Raw genomic sequence first — 16,185 nt, 5'->3', positions numbered from 1 at the left:
GTGACGGTTATTTGATCGTAGGCCAGTTCAGTTCCCAGGGGGAAAGCCAAGTATCCAAACCCTGAGAGACGATTTCACTGTGCCATTTGTTACCAAGCACTTTGTATTCTCGTGGATCGCAAACAAAGCGATATTGCTCATCTCGGTATTGGAAGCAAAGTGAAAATGCATGCAGATAACCGCGATCAGCCTCATTGCCTGCATTGTAAATCGGGTCGCCAACAATACCTGAGCCAACCGATTTTAATGCCACGCGGATTTGATGCGTTTTACCAGTGTGCGGCTTACATAAAAATAAACGCTCTCCGGGCTCTGCCGCAAGAGAGAAAAACTGGGTAACGGCTGGGTTATTTTTGCTGTTGACCAGCTTCCATGATGAACGGCGCGAACGCTCCATATCACCAACGACCAAACCTTGTTTCTTTTTCGGCTTTTTAGAGCCAATCGCCAGATAGAACTTTTCCACTTGGCGGTCAGCAAAAGCTTGCGATAACGCACTGCCCGCTTTGGCGTTGCGTCCGAGGAGCAGAATACCCGATGTCATTTTATCCAAGCGATGGATAAGATAGAGATGCTCATCACCACTCTGCTTAGCCACTTCTTGCAGCAGCATTGTGTCGCCATCGTCTTTATGAACAGAGACGTTAGGATGCTTATTGATGATCAGAAAATCGGGATGGGTATGTAGAATATCGAACATAAAAAACTGGCTCCACGTTTGGAGCCAGCAGTATACATAAGTTATCGGACAAAGCTATCGAGGCTTGCCCCCAAGGTCTTTGCTAAAGCTTCTTCGAGAAAATGCCAGCAAGACCAATGATTGCGATACCCAGCAGCATGATTTCACCTTTGCCACTGTCAAAGCCAGACTTAATCCCCATGAAGGCAACAATAGCAATCGCAACAGGAATCAGGTATTTAACTAGGTTGTACCACAATCCAAATAGCGGGAAGGATACTTCGCCGTCATTAGTGATCTCTTTTTCTAGCTCAGCACGGCTTAGGCGCCATCCAGCAAAGATACAAACCAACATACCACCAACCGCTAGGAAGATTTTGTCCGTTAGCAAGTCGAAGATATCAAAGGCACCGGTACCAAACAGCGTTGGTCCCATTCCACCTAACGATAGTGACGCAAAAATACATAATGCCGCCATAACTGCGCTTGCAGACAGAACTGCGTTAGAGCGCTTCATGCCTTTCTCGTCGATTAGGTAAGACACGACAACTTCCAATAGTGATACTGAAGAAGTTAATGCAGCCACCGTCAAACCGATGAAAAATAGCAACGCGAATAGCAACCCAATCACACCGCCCATTTCAGCAAATAGCTGAGGAACGACAACGAATACAAGACCAGGGCCTGCTGCAGGCTCCATGCCAAAGGCAAACATTGCTGGGAACATAGCAACACCAGCAAGAATCGCGACACCTGTATCCATCGCAGTAACCATACCGGTTGTTTGAACTAGGTTCTCTTTCTTCTTCAGGTAAGAACCGTACGTCATCATACAACCCATACCTAAGCTAAGTGAGAAGAACGCCTGCCCTAGTGCAGCAAGAACTACGTTGCTGTCGACTTTAGAAAAGTCCGGCATGAATAAGAACTCAAGGCCAGCCATTGCACCTGGCAGCATCAAGCCTTTAACAGAAACAACGATTAGGATTAAGAACAGAAGCGGCATCAGAACCTTACCGGCTTTCTCAATACCACCCGAAATCCCTTTCATCACGATCATGACATTAAGGAACAGGTAAACACCCATCCACATCAAAGGTTGAATCGGATCTGAGATGAAACCGCCAAAACTGTCGCCAATTGCTTCTGGCGCGCTGAGTAGACCACCGCCCACTTTAAAGATGTAGGCCAATGCCCAACCACCAACCACTGGGTAGAAGCCCATGATCAAAAGACCACTGAAGACTCCCATAACGCCAGTGAACGTCCAGCGTCGGTCAGTTGTCTTGAATGCACCTACGGCAGAAAGACCTGTCTTACGACCAATAGCGAACTCTGTCAGCATCACGCTAAAGCCGATAAAAATTACAAAGATAAGATAGATAGCAACGAATGCACCGCCGCCACTCTCACCTGCTGTGTAAGGGAATTTCCATATATTGCCTAAACCGACAGCGGAACCCGCTGCTGCCATTACGAAGCCTAGTTTAGACCCCCACGTATCACGTGGTGCTGCTGTATTAGTTGTAGCCACGCTTTTTCTCCAAAATTAGTTTGTTGTGTATGCATAGAGATAGGCGTCTAAAAAGTTTATGTAAAAATTATTGTACACTTATAAAATAAGCGTTCGACGCACTATGTCTAGAAAGTAAAGCAGCTCCCCTTTAAAATTGGAACCCCAAAAAAGTACATTTATCGCACAAGTGTCGAGTTACGCAGGTTAAATGCTGCTTTTTTGTTCAAAAGTTAAAGAATGACCTTATTTTTCACATTAAAATAACAGAATCAGCTGTTATGAAATTCGTTCCTCATATAAGGTCAATCCCACGTCTAAATGGGAAATCTATTCCCCCAACCCACTTTTATGCTTAATATCCTAGAAGGGCATATTACTCTGAGCGTATATGGACAAGTTTTATCACTTTCTTACTTTAGCTGGCATTGGGCTATATTGGTTACTGGTCGCAGGTGTGACCATTCGTGTCGTTTTAAAGCGCCGTGCAGTGAGCGTGTCTTTAGCTTGGCTAATGATCATTTATATCCTTCCCGTTCTGGGTGTCGCATGTTATTTCCTCTTCGGTGAACTGAACTTAGGCAGAAAACGAGCCGAACGTGCGAAAGAGATGTTTACACCATTCGAGAAGTGGTTCAGTCAACTTAACGACTGTAACGCGCACAACCCAGAAACGATGGGAAGGCACATCTACCGAATTGATGAACTTTGTAACAACCGCCTTGGTCTTCCCGCATTGAGCGGTAATACATTGTCGCTGCAACAGTCACCTAATGAGATTTTGCATTCCATTATTGAAGACATCGAAAACGCGCAGAGCAGTATTCGAATGGTATTCTACATTTGGCATCCGGGTGGTTTGGCTGACTCTGTCGCTTCTGCGCTTATTCAAGCGGCTAAACGCGGCGTAGATGTCAAACTATTGCTCGATTCAGCAGGTAGCCCGCGTTTTTTCAGAAGTCCTTGGTATCGAATGATGCAGGATGCTGGAATTGAAGTTATTCAAGCGCTAGAAGTGAAGATGTGGCGTATTTTCTTACGTCGTCTTGATCTTCGCCAACATCGCAAGATCATCGTAATTGATGATGAAATTGCTTATACCGGTTCAATGAACCTGGTTGACCCGGCTTACTTCAAGCAAAACAGTGGCGTCGGGCATTGGGTGGACATCATGGTTCGCATTACGGGACCAACGGTAAACGTATTGAGTGCCATCCACTGTTGGGATTGGGAAGTCGAAACTGGCGAACGTCATTTACCAAGACTACCTGAATGCAAGATCGATGAGAGTGAATTCCAACACCCTATTCAGGTTGTGCCTTCTGGCCCAGGTATGCCGGAATATCTGATCTATCAAGTATTAACATTGGCAATAAACCAAGCCAATCGCTCGGTACGAATCACAACACCATATTTCGTGCCCAATGCTGATTTACTCGAAACGTTAAAGATGACAGCACAACGAGGCATTGACGTTGAACTCATTATTCCACATAAAAATGACTCTATGATGGTGCAATGGGCGTCACGCGCTTTTTATAGTGAGCTCTTGAGTGCAGGGGTCAAGATTTATGAGTTTTATGGTGGTTTGCTGCATACAAAATCTGTCGTAATTGACGACCAATTCTGTTTAGTTGGCACCGTAAACATGGATATGCGCAGCTTGTGGCTGAACTTCGAAGTGACCCTCGCCGTTGATGACGAAGAGTTCACCAAGCAAATGTCTTGGTTACAAGATAGCTATATTAAGCAATCTCACACTGTTGTATTGGAAGAATGGGAGAAAAGGAGCCTATTTTCTCGGTTCTTAGAGCGAGTGTTCTATCTCTTCAACCCACTCCTCTAATACCTCAAATACACAGGCTAAAAAACCTCCAGCGCTACATGCATCCTGCTGGAGGTTTGTTCTTTTAGCTCCCTATCTACACGATACCTCTCGACAGCATTACCTGTTCATCTTGGCTGTTATTGGCTGATATTGGCTGATAGTTGACTTTTCCCTTGCATAACCTACGTCGTCCATGTTTTAAATATTCAAAACCGCAATATTTAAGACAGGGAACTTTTATGTCAGAGGGAAAAAAAACCAAACTCATTACCGCTGGCCGCGATAAAAAGTGGACAAATGGTGTTGTAAACCCACCCGTTCAACGCGCTTCAACCGTGGTATTCAATACCGTTGCAGAAAAGAACCAAGCCACCATTAATCGTGCAAACAAAACATTGTTTTATGGTCGCCGAGGCACCAACACGCACTTTGCTTTCCAAGACGCAATGGTTGAGATTGAAGGTGGAGCTGGTTGCGCGCTTTACCCTTGTGGAACGGCAGCAATTTCAAACGCCATCCTCTCTTTCGTTGAAACTGGCGATCACATTCTAATGGTGGACACTTGTTACGAACCAACTCGTGACTTTTGTAACACCATCATGAAGAAAATGGGCATCGAAACCACCTATTATGACCCAATGATCGGTGAAGGTATCCGAGACTTGATTCAGCCGAATACCAAAGTCCTTTTCTTGGAGTCTCCTGGTTCAATAACCATGGAAGTCCAAGATGTGCCTACATTAGCGCGCATTGCCCACGAGCAAGATATCATCGTGATGCTAGACAACACATGGGGAGCAGGCGTGAACTTCTCTCCTTTCGAGCATGGCGTAGACATTTCCATTCAAGCGGCAACTAAGTATATTGTTGGACATTCAGATGTCATGCTAGGTACTGCTGTGGCTTCTGAAAAGTATTGGGATCAGCTTCGTGAACAAAGCTACCTGATGGGTCAGTGCGTTTCTCCTGACGACGCATACCTAGGTCTTCGAGGTATTCGCACGTTGGATGTTCGCCTAAGACAGCACGCAGAAAGCAGTTTAAAAGTCGCTCAGTGGCTCGCTTCTCGCCCAGAAGTTGATCATGTCCGCCATCCAGCTTTAGAAACAAGCCCTGGCCATGAGTTTTTCAAACGAGACTTCACAGGTGGAAACGGCTTGTTTTCATTTGTTCTCAAAACGTCTTATCCAAAAGCGACGACGGCTCTGCTTGATGGTATGAAACACTTCAGTATGGGTTACTCTTGGGGCGGTTATGAAAGCCTCATTCTAGCTAACGAACCTAAGAGCTTTAACAGCCTGAGAACCGTAGCTCACCCACACTTTGAAGGTACTTTGGTTCGTATTCATATTGGCTTAGAAGACGTAAATGACTTGATCGCTGATTTAGAGGCTGGTTTTGCGCGTTATAATGCCTTAATGCTTGAAAAAGAAGCCTCCCTATAACAATGATTGAATCGCCCTGCATTGCGGGGCGTTTTTATAACCCTCTGACTTAATTAGAATTAACTAACATTCGCCCGAACCATTAATTAATGTTAATCATTTGTGTTGTTTTTCAATTGAGCAGTCACAGAATGAAATAATGTGCCATAAATAGGCTTTTCAAATTTAGAGTTTCTCTCCTACTTTTTATCATTCATAAGAGGTCATACCACAAGGAGATAGTTTTGAAACTCAAATTTATAGCGCTAATGCTTTTTACCTTAGTTACCGTTCCAATAACCTCCGTATACGCTGCGACAGGTTATACCCAAACCAAGTATCCGATTGTCTTGGTTCACGGTTTGTTTGGTTTTGATACCCTGGCAGGCGTTGATTACTTTTTCGGAATACCACATTCCTTAACAAAAGATGGTGCTAAAGTTTATGTTGCACAGGTATCCGCGACCAATAGCAGCGAAGTTCGAGGGGAGCAACTGCTTGCTCAAGTCGAAACCTTACTTGCAGCTACAGGCGCAGAGAAAGTCAATCTCATTGGTCACAGTCATGGTGGTCCAACAACGCGCTATGTTGCCTCTGTCCGTCCTGACCTAGTCGCATCAGTTACGAGTATAGGAGGCGTTAATAAAGGGTCTAAAGTAGCCGATTTAGTTCGTGGCACCGTATCTGAGGGTTCGGGGAGTGAGCAGCTCGCGGTAAAACTGGCGCAAGGTTTAACCACTCTTATTAATCTTCTATCAGGTGGTTCTGATCTCGACCAAGACCCTTTAGCCTCATTAGCAGCCTTGACCACGGAAGGATCATCGGCGTTTAACCAGCACTACCCAGAGGGAGTCCCTACCAGTGAATGTGGTAATGGCGACTTGCTAGCTTCAAATGGCGTTTATTACTACTCATGGACCGGATCATCCACTTTTACAAACGTTTTCGATCCGACTGACGCTGCCATGATGGTACTTGGCTTAGCCTTTGATGGGCCGAATGATGGCTTAGTTGGTGCGTGCAGCACACATTTAGGCAAAGTCATACGTGATGATTATCAAATGAACCATTTGGATGAAATTAACGGTCTACTCGGTATTCATCATCTTTTTGAAACCGATCCAGTCACGCTTTATCGCCAACATGCAAATCGTCTCAAACTTCAAGGTTTATAAGAGGTCATCACAATGAAGAAAGTCGCTCTCACCACTTTTATCCTGCTCTCGATATTTGGCGTGGGAGCGCTTTCTCTGTTGCAAAGCGACAAACAACAAGAGATAACCTCTAACCATTCGCCATCTCAGCAAGATATAGCCGCCGATGTCTCTTCCCCAAAAGATTTCTTCGAATATTCTCTTAGCCGGCTGGGCGAAGAAGATCTCGATACGATCAAAGCGGAAGTCAATGATGACACTTTAGCAAAGCAAACTCTGAATATTGATGCCAAACTTTTTCAAACCTACCTTTCCTACAAGCAAGCACTCTCTGCATTAGAGCCTTTTGAGCACAATCACCTAACGCTTGAACAGTTAACCATGCTGAATGAAGCAATACTGAACTTACAGCTTCAATACTTTAGCGAGGCGCAGATAACCCAATTGTTTGACGAAGAAAACCGACTTCGCCAACTTGCTTTAGAAAAGCTGACGATTAAAACACAGGCATCGGATATCGAGAGTCAAGAACACCTTCTCAATCAAGCGTTATCAGAACAACCGGATTACATACGAGAAAGTGAACGCAATAACGCATTAGCAAAGCAGCTCGAGCAAGCTTCTCAGCTTGATTCACAAGACAAGTACATCGCCCGTGTTGCTCTGGTAGGAGATGCCGGAGCGCAGAGGCTGCAAAAACTTGATGAGCAAAGAGAATCATTTGAGACTCAACTCGCCACTTACTTAAAGCAGCGTCAAAATATTCTGAATAGAGATTTTCTAGGGCAAGACGAAAAACAGGCAGAAATCATTGCTTTAAGAAAACAAAGCTTCGATGCCACTCAATGGCGTCGAATCGAAGCTTTGGAACGTATTCATGATAGCCAGAACTAACAACATTAGCTTAATAGCCAAACGTTACTTATTCTGCTTTTTAGGACATCCAACGATATGGTCATCCACCATGCCGACGGCTTGCATGAAAGCATAACAGATGGTTTCACCGACAAACTTGAAGCCTTTCTTTTTTAGGAATTTACTCATGGCTTTGGATTGCTCTGTCGAAACTGGCACGTCACTCATATGTTGCCATTGATTAATGATTGGTTCGCCGTCCACGAACTGCCACAACGCGTCTGATAAACTTCCGTATTCAGCAATTAACGCTTTGGCCGCTTTGGCATTACTGAAAACCGAGTTAATCTTTCCGCGATGCCTTACAACATCGAAGTTTTCCACGATGTATTCAGCGCGTTCTTCATTTCTTTGTTCCAACGCATCTAGATCGTAATTCTCGAACGCTTCTCTGTAACCTTCGCGCTTTTTAAGGATGGTGATCCAACTAAGACCAGCTTGCGCACCTTCCAAAGTAATAAATTCAAACAGGACTTGGTCGTCATATACTGGCACGCCCCATTCGGAATCATGATATTCGCGCTCTAATGGGTGATTCATCGCCCACGCACACGTTTTTTGTTCTGTCATTATTCTTCCTTAAAAAGCGCCTCTAACTGATGAGCTAGAGGCGCGATATTTTTCATCGTTATATCAGTAGCACTAAGCCTGTTTCGGTACTGCCACTTTATGGAACAAACGATACAACACTGGCACGACAATCAGTGTCAGGACTGTCGCAAAACCCAAACCAAACATAATCGTAACCGCCATTGGTTTGAAGAAAATATCTGGCAACAGTGGGATCATACCAAGGATCGTCGTGATAGCAGCCATACAAACGGGACGGACGCGACTTACCGCAGCATCAACGACCGCGTCATAAGCCTCTTTACCGGACTTCATTTCAATTTCAATTTGGTCCAGTAATACGATGCCATTTTTGAGCACCATTCCCGATAAACTTAAGAAGCCGAGCAATGCCATAAAACCAAACGGCGTGTTGAGTGCCAACAAACCGGTAGTGACACCAATTAACGCCAGTGGCACGGTAAGCCAAACAATGAGTGGCTCTTTGATAGAGTTAAATAGGAATACAGTGATCAAGAACATGAACAAGTACCCCATTGGCATAGTAGTAAACAGTGACTCTTGAGCATCACCTGAAGATTCGTATTCACCACCCCACTCTAGTGAATAGCCAGGAGGCATTTGAATCGCTTCGATTTGGGGCTGTAAACGTTTTTGCAACGTCGATGCGGTTTCTTCACCTAGAATATCAGGGTCTGCCATCACAGTGAGCATACGCTTACGGTTCTTACGTACGATGATAGGATCCTCCCAACGCATGTCGTAACCCATTGTGACTTGTTGAAGTGGAATAAACTCACTCTGTGCTGGACTCCATATTTTCATGCCTTCGATGTTACGAATATCAATGCGCTCATCTTCTGGTAAACGAGCCACGATAGGCATGAGCGTCGTGCCGTCTCGGTATAAGCCTATCGTCATTCCAGAGAATGACATGGACAAGAAATCATCGACGTCCGATTTGGTAATGCCATAGCGACGTGCCTGACTCTCGTTAAACTGAGGTTCAAGAACTTGGGTTCGTTCACGCCAATCATGCCTGATATTTGTTGCCTGAGGGTCGGCGTACATGATGTCCTTGACCTGAGCGGCTATCGTACGAAGGACGGTTGGATCTGAGCCAATAATACGCGCTTCAATTTTTGCACCACCACCAGGGCCTAACTCAATCTGTTTGAGCTTGTAATTGATTTCTGGATAGTTGGCTTTTAAATACTCTCGAAACTTCGCCATTAATGGTTTCAACGCTTCGTAATTTTCCATACGAGTGGTTATCTCACCATAAGCCGCATAACTTTTCTCTGGCGCGTACGTTAACATGAAGCGCTGTAAGCCTTTACCCGCGGTCGTCGTGATATGGTCAACATGCTCTTGCTTAGCTAACCAACTTTCTAACTCTTTAAGCGTTGTGTTGGTTGCTCGAATATCAGTTCCTTCTGGCATCCATACATCTAACTGAAAAATCGGCGTTGTCGAAGATGGGAAAAACGCTTGCTTCACAAAGGTGAACCCGTAAACACTTGCCGCTAATCCCGCAATCAGCACCACAACGGTAAACCAAGCACGACGCATACAAAACTGAAGAAACTTTTTATAAATAACGAAAATAACCCCGTTATATGGATCATTTTCTTCCCCTTCACCTTGTTTAATCTTCTGGCCTTTAAAGAAGATGTCAGCAAAGAATGGTGTCAACGAGATAGCGGTAAACCAGCTCAACATTAAAGAGATCAGCAGAACCGTAAATAAAGTGCCACAGTATTCGCCCGTCGAGTCTTCAGACAGTCCAATTGGCGCAAATGCAGTTACCGCAATCACAGTTGCCCCAAGTAATGGCCACTTTGTTTGGGTAACAATGTCGGTCGCTGCTTGGAGTCGAGTTCGCCCTTTTTGAGTACCAATCAAAATCCCCTCAACCACAACGATGGCATTGTCCACCAGCATACCTAACGCGATAACCAAGGCACCTAATGAAATCCGCTGTAAATCTATCGCGAGATACTTCATGAAAATGAACGTACCCAACACCGTCAGCAGCAAGATTAAACCGATAAGTAGCCCAGAACGTAGCCCCATAAAGAACAGAAGTACGATAATGACGATACCGACAGCTTGAGCCAAGCTCACAACAAAACCGCTAACCGATTTATCCACTTCTTTCGGCTGACTATAGATTTCCGAAATTTCGATACCGACAGGTTGTTGGTACTTTAGCTCTGCAAGGCGATGATCAAACGCTTTTCCGACTTCAACGACGTTGACGCCTTCAGCAAAAGAAACACCCACGTTTAGTGCGAGGCTGCCGTTAAAATTAATAATATTATTCGGGACTTCTACGTAACCACGTTTTATTTCCGCCACATCTTTCAAGAAGATGAGCCCCTGAGCACCCGACTCAGTAATCAACAAATCGCCTAGCTCATCCACACTCTGGAACTCGCCAGTCGGCTGAATTCTGATGTACTCGTCACCAATTCTGATCGCTCCTGCGTCAGAAACTACGTTTTGCGTCGAAAGAAGATTAAACACGGTATCCGGAGCAAGACCTATACTGCTCAATTTTTTCATCGATACTTCGATGAACACTTGCTCTTGCTGTTGCCCAGATACCGAAACTTTACTCACGCCATCAACCAGTTCGAGCTCTCGGCGTAAGTAATCGACGTAATCCAGTAGCTCTTTATAGCTATAACCGTCGCCAGTCACCGCTAACAAAATCCCGTAAACATCACCAAAATCATCGATCACTTGAGGTTCATTCACACCTGGAGGCAACGTCCCTTTAAGGTCGTTCACTTTACGGCGCAACTCATCCCAAATTTGTGGTAGATCATCAGGGCCATAATTGTTCTTCATCGTGACCGTGATTTGAGATAATCCCCGGCTAGAAATCGAATTTACTTCATCAACATAAGTAAGCTGCTGAATCGCTTTTTCGATTGGGTACGTCACTTCTTCTTCGACTTGTTGCGGTGTCGCACCAGGGTAAGAGGTCACTACCATCGCATCTTTAATAGTAAAAGCAGGGTCCTCAAGACGCCCTAAACCAAAGAATGCGGCGATACCACCAATCAAAAATATCAGTGCGACCATCCAACTGATGACGCGATTTCGGATGAAGTACGCAGCAATACCGGTCACATCATCATCACTTTGAGGCACTGATTTATTAAGATCGCTCATAGACCGACCTCCTGCGTAGCCATTTCCTGTATCACTTCCACTTTCATGCCATCCCTTAATCGAGAAACACCGGCAATCACGACTTTGTCTTTGAGCATGAGACCATCAAGGATTTGAATGGACGTTTTAGATGCCTTACCTGCTCGCACCTGTTTGCGCGATACCGTATTGTCGTCATTCAGTACCCAAACAAATTTGTTTTCGCGCCCCAGCTCGTCACCATCCGCATTAAAAATGGCTTCGATAGGAACATTAATTCCTAGGTTGAGATCAAGCCCAACATTCTCGTCTTTAGAAGTTACCTCAACAGCCATACCATCTAGGATGTACTCTTCTTCCGGCATAGGAAGCGACAGTGTGACAGTAAACGTACCTGTTGTTGGGTCGGGTTCGGTTGTAAATTCTTTTACCGTCGCGTTATATTCGTTACCACTGGGCACGCGCACTAATGCTTTGATCGCGGTAAGCCTTTCTTCCGTTGGCGGTTGGTTCACATAGAGGCGGTCAGGAAGCTGAATCAACACTTCGACTCGCTCCAAGCTGTGAATATTAACGATATGCTGTCCGACTTGAACATTTTCGAATTGGTCGATATTAACTCGCGAAATAATCCCATCCACGGGCGCTTTTAAGGCAGTAAATGATAGACGAAGTTTGGCTAACTGAAGCTCAGCTAAGGCGATTTGTCGTTGTGCTGCAATTTCATCAAACTGAGACTTAGCTAATAGGCCTTTATCAACCAAAGGGCGTGAGCGGCGATACTGACTGTCGACAACAGAAAAACGCGCACTCGCATTATCTACATCCAACTCATAGTCCGTGGGATCTAGCGTTGCAATAACATCACCCTTCGTGACTTTGTCGCCCTCTTTTACCATGATGCTGCTGACTTCTCCTGCCACTCTGAAGCTCAAATGAGAGCGATCCGCTGCATTCGCAACCGCAGGGAAGTACAAGTTGTCATCCACCTTGTTTCCCGCTAATGACGTAACTCTAACTCGTGGCGTTTCGAGCTCTTTTTCTGGCGCCTTATCCCCACAGCCAACGAGAAAAAGCGTTGAAAGTAAAGTCGCTAGAGAGATGACTCCTTTCATATTACAACCCTCTTTCCTTAATCCACGCTCTTACCTTAATTCCGGGTTCAATTACACTGACACCCGAGATAATGATTTGGTCGCCATCGTTAAGCCCGGCTAACACTTGATTTTTGTCATTCATCTCAATTGCGGCTTTGGATACAATGCCTTGCTCATCGACACGCCAAACGTATGTTTTGCCGTTTTCTTCTAGCAACGCGGAGTTAGGAATCTTTGTCGCTCCTGCACTTTTGGACAGGAGGTAAGCATTGCCAGACATTCCCGGCAAAAGGCCAATTTCTGCTGGTCGCTCCATGACCATCGTGACTTTGTAACTGCCCGTTTTAGGATCGGCTTCTGTATCGATTTCCTGAAAGGTTAAATCAAAGGCTCGCTCGGGGAACGCATCAAATATCATTCTGGCAGAGACATCGCTCCCCTGCGTGTAACGATTTAGAAGATAGTCTGGGATTTGGAATATCACTTTGAGGAGTTGGTTGGACTGAATATTCATCACCCCTTCTTTCGCGGCAACATATTCATGGTTTTCTGCTGGAATGTACGAAATAGTGCCATCATATGGCGCGACAAGTTTGGTATATCTTAAGTTTGCCTTTGCTTGATTCCATTGAGCTTTTGCTGAGTTGTGATTCGCTTTTGCCTCATCAAAATCTTGCTCAGATACTACTTGGTCTTTACGTAGCTTTTGGTATCGCTTGTATTGCACATCTGCGAGCAAAAAATTTGCCCGAGCTTGCTGTTCGAGCAGAGAATATTCATCTGGGTTTAATGACGCCAAAACATCACCTTTACTGACGACTTGACCTTCATTCACTTCTATCGTTTGAAGAAGCCCAGGAACTCGAAATGTCAGTACTGCTCTATCGCCAGCTTCCGTCGTGGCAGGAAAATGTCGCTCAAACTGGGCATTGCCAACAGATACTGTAAATAGCTTCGCAGGGCGCGATTCAGGTTCAGGAACAGGAGGAAGTTCTTTACCGCACCCCGACAAGACAGCCGAGATGGCAATAGGAATGAGCAATTTTCTCATTACATTCATCCATAAAAATTGGGGGATTATTTTTAAAGTAGATGAATTTTGAACGAACTTCCAGAGCAGAAAAGATTAATAGTGCTTTAAAATTAGTAATTTGTGATAAAAAAGCAGGCTTTATGCCTGCTTCAGTTAAATCTTCTTTGGATACAAAATGCCTAGAGCTTACTGAATTCTCTGTTCACCCTATATGTATCAGACGTAACATAAGCTTCCATGTTACGAATTTTGCCATCAAGACGGTCAAAATCCCTTTCCAACACACTGAGCAGTTGATCAGGGCTTTGCCCTTTCTGCCAAGGCTTACTTTTGAGCGTATGCTCTTGCTGAGCTCTGATATTTTCAGAATACGTTACTGGTTGCTTTTCTAACATAAACGCCATCGCGATGTACGCTAACAATACCAAAAACGTACCACCTAACAGCGCTGCAGAAATCACTACAATACGAATCAACCAAACTTCTGCACCAAAGTAGTTGGCAATTCCGGCGCAAACACCGGAGATTTTGCCATTTACTGGATCACGATACAGTTCTCGATTATTCATACTTTCGTCTCCATGTTGGTGACTCAGCATCCAAGATGCGCTCCAATGTATCAACTCGGGACTGCATCGCTTCCGCTTTTTCAGATAGTACCTGAAGGCGCTCTAAATCTTGGCTCGACAGTGCACTATCTGTTTTGCGTTTGCTGCGATAGTGTAAGAAGAGCCATAGTGGAGCGACAAAGATTAAAAAGACAATCACTGGTCCTGCTATAAAAAATGCCGACATAAATGGCTCCTTTCTTATTTATCTTTCGATGACATCTGTTCTTTCAGTTTTGCCAACTCTTTTTCAATTTCGTCTTGTGCCTGCAACTCTGCAAACTCTTGTTCTAGCGATTTAGCATTACCAGTTTGAGCATACAGGTCTGCTTCCGCTTCCATTTCATCCACTTTACGTGAGTACTGCTCAAATTTCGCCATCGCTTCATTAGTACGGCTAGTATGCAGGTGTTTTTGCACATCACGACGGTTAGATGCAGTTTGGTTACGAATTGCTAGAGCTTGCTGTTTGGCGCGCGTTTCAGCAATTTTGCTTTCCAACTTACCAATCTCGCCAGTAAGCTTATCGATCGTTTCTTCCACTAAGGTTTGCTCTGTGTGGAGGCCTTTAATCACTTGCTCTAGCTTTTGCTTTTCAATTAACGCTGCACGAGCTAGATCTTCGCGCTCTTTAACTAATGCTAAGCTCGCTTTTTGACCCCATTCGCCAATTTGCTCTTCTAACGTTTCAACCTTACGAGCCAACTCTTTCTTGTCTGCAATCGCTTTAGCCGAGTTAGTACGCACTTCAACAAGTGTGTCTTCCATTTCTTGAATGATAAGACGGATCATTTTTTCAGGATCTTCCGCCTTGTCCAGTAATGCACTGATGTTTGAGTTAACGATATCTGCAAATCGAGAAAAAATACCCATAACGGAACTCCTCTTTTTTCCTATTAAAACTCGACAAGGTGGTGATTAACCTTGTGTCTCCCTGAATATATAACAAGTAACGTGCCAACTTATAATTTTCTTTTAAATCAAAGTGTTATTCATTTTGTTGTCGTTACACACTATTGTGCTATGATGTTTTTCACCAACTGTTGGTGAAATTTACCAACTCTATCCCTGAATCATGGCTCGGCTGTTAAATAAGAAGGACTTTATGAAGCAAAACCTGATTGGTGAATCACCTGCTTTTCTCGCTGTACTAGATAAAGTATCACAACTTGCACCCATTGAGCGCCCTGTCCTCATCATTGGTGAACGAGGTACGGGTAAAGAACTCATCGCTCAGCGTTTGCATTATTTATCAAGACGTTGGGATAAACCACTACTATCACTCAACTGTGCGACATTAAGCGAAGGGCTAATAGATTCCGAATTGTTTGGACATGAATCCGGCTCCTTCACGGGCTCTAAAGGTAAGCATAAAGGGCGTTTCGAGCGCGCCGAGGGCGGTACTTTGTTTCTTGACGAACTGGCAACCGCACCACTTTTAGTTCAAGAAAAGCTATTACGTGTCATTGAATATGGTGAATATGAGCGAGTTGGCGGTCATACCGCTCTCAATGCGGATGTTCGACTTGTTTGTGCAACCAATGCCGACCTACCAAAATTGGCAGAGCAAGGTGATTTTCGTGCAGATCTGCTCGACAGGCTAGCCTTCGATGTCATTATGTTGCCGCCTCTTCGCGAGCGCAAAGAAGACATTCTCTCTTTAGCAGAGCACTACGCGATGAAAATGTGTCGTGAACTGCAACTGGAATACTTTGTCGGTTTTACCCCAAAAGCGCAGCAGTCGCTTATTGAATATGAATGGCCCGGTAACGTCCGCGAACTAAAAAACGTGATTGAACGTGCGATTTACCAACATGGTCTGAATGCTCACCCAATTGATGAACTGGTTTTCAATCCCTTTGAAACGGTTTGGCACAGCGCGCTTGGCCATAGTGCAAAACAAGCAGAACAACAAGAAGAGGAAGCATCAAGCAACACCATCCAATTCCCTCTAGACTATAAACAATGGCAAGAGGAACAAGATATCCATTTACTCAATCGTGCATTGGAAGAAGCCAAGTTTAATCAACGACAAGCAGCCGAGCTACTTGGCTTGAGCTATCACCAATTACGAGGGATGGTTAGAAAATATGGTTTGGTCGGACAAAGCTAACTTGACCGAGAGAACTCAATCAATACACGAGCTCGTGACTGCGCTCTAATTCGCATGCATTTATGGCATAACACCTTACAGTGTATGGA

At 44.6% G+C, this 16,185-nt stretch carries 14 protein-coding genes; 5 read left to right on the top strand and 9 right to left on the bottom strand.

The genetic code is table 11. The features are described 5' to 3' along the window. Positions 1-7 precede the first annotated feature (7 nt). Together R7O03_RS18150 and R7O03_RS18145 are read right to left on the bottom strand one after the other, a co-directional pair. The gene (locus tag R7O03_RS18150; protein WP_033905107.1) at positions 8-700 is read right to left on the bottom strand and encodes a TIGR01621 family pseudouridine synthase; all 693 of its coding nucleotides are present in this window, start codon (positions 698-700) and stop codon (positions 8-10) included. Between the two features lie 82 nt (positions 701-782). After that, positions 783-2,153 carry a sodium-dependent transporter gene (locus R7O03_RS18145; RefSeq protein WP_042522154.1) on the bottom strand — a complete coding sequence of 457 codons (1,371 nt, stop codon included), beginning with the start codon at positions 2,151-2,153 and terminating at the stop codon, positions 783-785. 430 nt (positions 2,154-2,583) lie between these two features. Between R7O03_RS18145 and cls the strand changes: the two genes are divergently transcribed. From cls to R7O03_RS18125, 4 genes are all read left to right on the top strand, one after another. After that, positions 2,584-4,038 (top strand): cardiolipin synthase, encoded by a 1,455-nt coding sequence (gene cls / locus R7O03_RS18140; RefSeq protein WP_005378105.1) that lies wholly within the window; start codon positions 2,584-2,586, stop codon positions 4,036-4,038. A 221-nt stretch (positions 4,039-4,259) separates the two neighbouring features. Then, positions 4,260-5,465 (top strand): cystathionine beta-lyase, encoded by a 1,206-nt coding sequence (locus R7O03_RS18135; protein ID WP_042522027.1) that lies wholly within the window; start codon positions 4,260-4,262, stop codon positions 5,463-5,465. Positions 5,466-5,713: 248 nt separating this feature from the next. Further along, complete coding sequence (locus tag R7O03_RS18130; protein ID WP_411977480.1) at positions 5,714-6,619, top strand: esterase/lipase family protein; 906 nt, start codon at positions 5,714-5,716, stop codon at positions 6,617-6,619. Positions 6,620-6,631: 12 nt separating this feature from the next. Further along, a complete protein-coding gene (locus tag R7O03_RS18125; protein ID WP_047100759.1) occupies positions 6,632-7,492 on the top strand; it encodes a lipase secretion chaperone in 861 nt (286 codons plus the stop codon). Positions 7,493-7,516: 24 nt separating this feature from the next. Here the strand turns inward: R7O03_RS18125 and R7O03_RS18120 are convergent, their stop codons facing one another. The 7 genes from R7O03_RS18120 to pspA form a co-directional block, all read right to left on the bottom strand. Continuing rightward, positions 7,517-8,083, bottom strand: a complete 567-nt coding sequence (locus tag R7O03_RS18120; protein ID WP_017634671.1) for a DNA-3-methyladenine glycosylase I — start codon at positions 8,081-8,083, stop codon at positions 7,517-7,519. Between the two features lie 72 nt (positions 8,084-8,155). After that, the gene (gene vmeI / locus R7O03_RS18115) at positions 8,156-11,266 is read right to left on the bottom strand and encodes an efflux RND transporter permease subunit VmeI (protein WP_085569587.1); all 3,111 of its coding nucleotides are present in this window, start codon (positions 11,264-11,266) and stop codon (positions 8,156-8,158) included. Beyond that, positions 11,263-12,360, bottom strand: coding sequence for an efflux RND transporter periplasmic adaptor subunit (locus R7O03_RS18110; protein ID WP_258478757.1), 1,098 nt, complete (start codon positions 12,358-12,360; stop codon positions 11,263-11,265). The genes vmeI and R7O03_RS18110 overlap by 4 nt, the downstream gene beginning before the upstream one ends. A 1-nt stretch (position 12,361) precedes the next feature. Continuing rightward, a complete protein-coding gene (locus R7O03_RS18105) occupies positions 12,362-13,393 on the bottom strand; it encodes an efflux RND transporter periplasmic adaptor subunit (RefSeq protein ID WP_005378114.1) in 1,032 nt (343 codons plus the stop codon). 161 nt (positions 13,394-13,554) lie between these two features. Continuing rightward, positions 13,555-13,944, bottom strand: coding sequence for an envelope stress response membrane protein PspC (pspC, locus tag R7O03_RS18100; RefSeq protein ID WP_025766867.1), 390 nt, complete (start codon positions 13,942-13,944; stop codon positions 13,555-13,557). Continuing rightward, on the bottom strand, positions 13,937-14,170 hold the full coding sequence (pspB, locus tag R7O03_RS18095) for an envelope stress response membrane protein PspB (protein ID WP_005378117.1): 234 nt from the start codon (positions 14,168-14,170) through the stop codon (positions 13,937-13,939). The genes pspC and pspB overlap by 8 nt, the downstream gene beginning before the upstream one ends. A gap of 14 nt (positions 14,171-14,184) precedes the next feature. Beyond that, complete coding sequence (gene pspA, locus R7O03_RS18090) at positions 14,185-14,856, bottom strand: phage shock protein PspA (protein ID WP_005378119.1); 672 nt, start codon at positions 14,854-14,856, stop codon at positions 14,185-14,187. A gap of 232 nt (positions 14,857-15,088) precedes the next feature. Here pspA and pspF point away from each other — a divergent pair, with 232 nt between their 5' ends. Continuing rightward, on the top strand, positions 15,089-16,096 hold the full coding sequence (gene pspF / locus R7O03_RS18085; protein WP_017820869.1) for a phage shock protein operon transcriptional activator: 1,008 nt from the start codon (positions 15,089-15,091) through the stop codon (positions 16,094-16,096). The last annotated feature ends 89 nt before the right edge of the window (positions 16,097-16,185 follow it).

Origin of the sequence: Vibrio sp. Vb2960, assembly GCF_033337665.1 — a bacterium.
Taxonomy (GTDB): Bacteria; Pseudomonadota; Gammaproteobacteria; order Enterobacterales; family Vibrionaceae; genus Vibrio; species Vibrio alginolyticus.
The sequence above is the reverse complement of the archived record's forward strand: the minus strand, read 5'-3'. Positions and strand labels throughout refer to the sequence as shown.

What these genes read in the sequence shown, in the direction of transcription:
- pspC (WP_025766867.1), bottom strand. Translation starts at nt 13,944, where the DNA reads ATGAATAATCGAGAACTGTATCGTGATCCAGTAAATGGCAAAATCTCC.
- pspA (WP_005378119.1), bottom strand. Translation starts at nt 14,856, where the DNA reads ATGGGTATTTTTTCTCGATTTGCAGATATCGTTAACTCAAACATCAGT.
- R7O03_RS18145 (WP_042522154.1), bottom strand. Translation starts at nt 2,153, where the DNA reads ATGGCAGCAGCGGGTTCCGCTGTCGGTTTAGGCAATATATGGAAATTC.
- R7O03_RS18120 (WP_017634671.1), bottom strand. Translation starts at nt 8,083, where the DNA reads ATGACAGAACAAAAAACGTGTGCGTGGGCGATGAATCACCCATTAGAG.
- R7O03_RS18150 (WP_033905107.1), bottom strand. Translation starts at nt 700, where the DNA reads ATGTTCGATATTCTACATACCCATCCCGATTTTCTGATCATCAATAAG.
- pspB (WP_005378117.1), bottom strand. Translation starts at nt 14,170, where the DNA reads ATGTCGGCATTTTTTATAGCAGGACCAGTGATTGTCTTTTTAATCTTT.
- R7O03_RS18105 (WP_005378114.1), bottom strand. Translation starts at nt 13,393, where the DNA reads ATGAGAAAATTGCTCATTCCTATTGCCATCTCGGCTGTCTTGTCGGGG.
- R7O03_RS18130 (WP_411977480.1), top strand. Translation starts at nt 5,714, where the DNA reads ATGCTTTTTACCTTAGTTACCGTTCCAATAACCTCCGTATACGCTGCG.
- R7O03_RS18110 (WP_258478757.1), bottom strand. Translation starts at nt 12,360, where the DNA reads ATGAAAGGAGTCATCTCTCTAGCGACTTTACTTTCAACGCTTTTTCTC.
- vmeI (WP_085569587.1), bottom strand. Translation starts at nt 11,266, where the DNA reads ATGAGCGATCTTAATAAATCAGTGCCTCAAAGTGATGATGATGTGACC.
- R7O03_RS18135 (WP_042522027.1), top strand. Translation starts at nt 4,260, where the DNA reads ATGTCAGAGGGAAAAAAAACCAAACTCATTACCGCTGGCCGCGATAAA.
- R7O03_RS18125 (WP_047100759.1), top strand. Translation starts at nt 6,632, where the DNA reads ATGAAGAAAGTCGCTCTCACCACTTTTATCCTGCTCTCGATATTTGGC.
- cls (WP_005378105.1), top strand. Translation starts at nt 2,584, where the DNA reads ATGGACAAGTTTTATCACTTTCTTACTTTAGCTGGCATTGGGCTATAT.
- pspF (WP_017820869.1), top strand. Translation starts at nt 15,089, where the DNA reads ATGAAGCAAAACCTGATTGGTGAATCACCTGCTTTTCTCGCTGTACTA.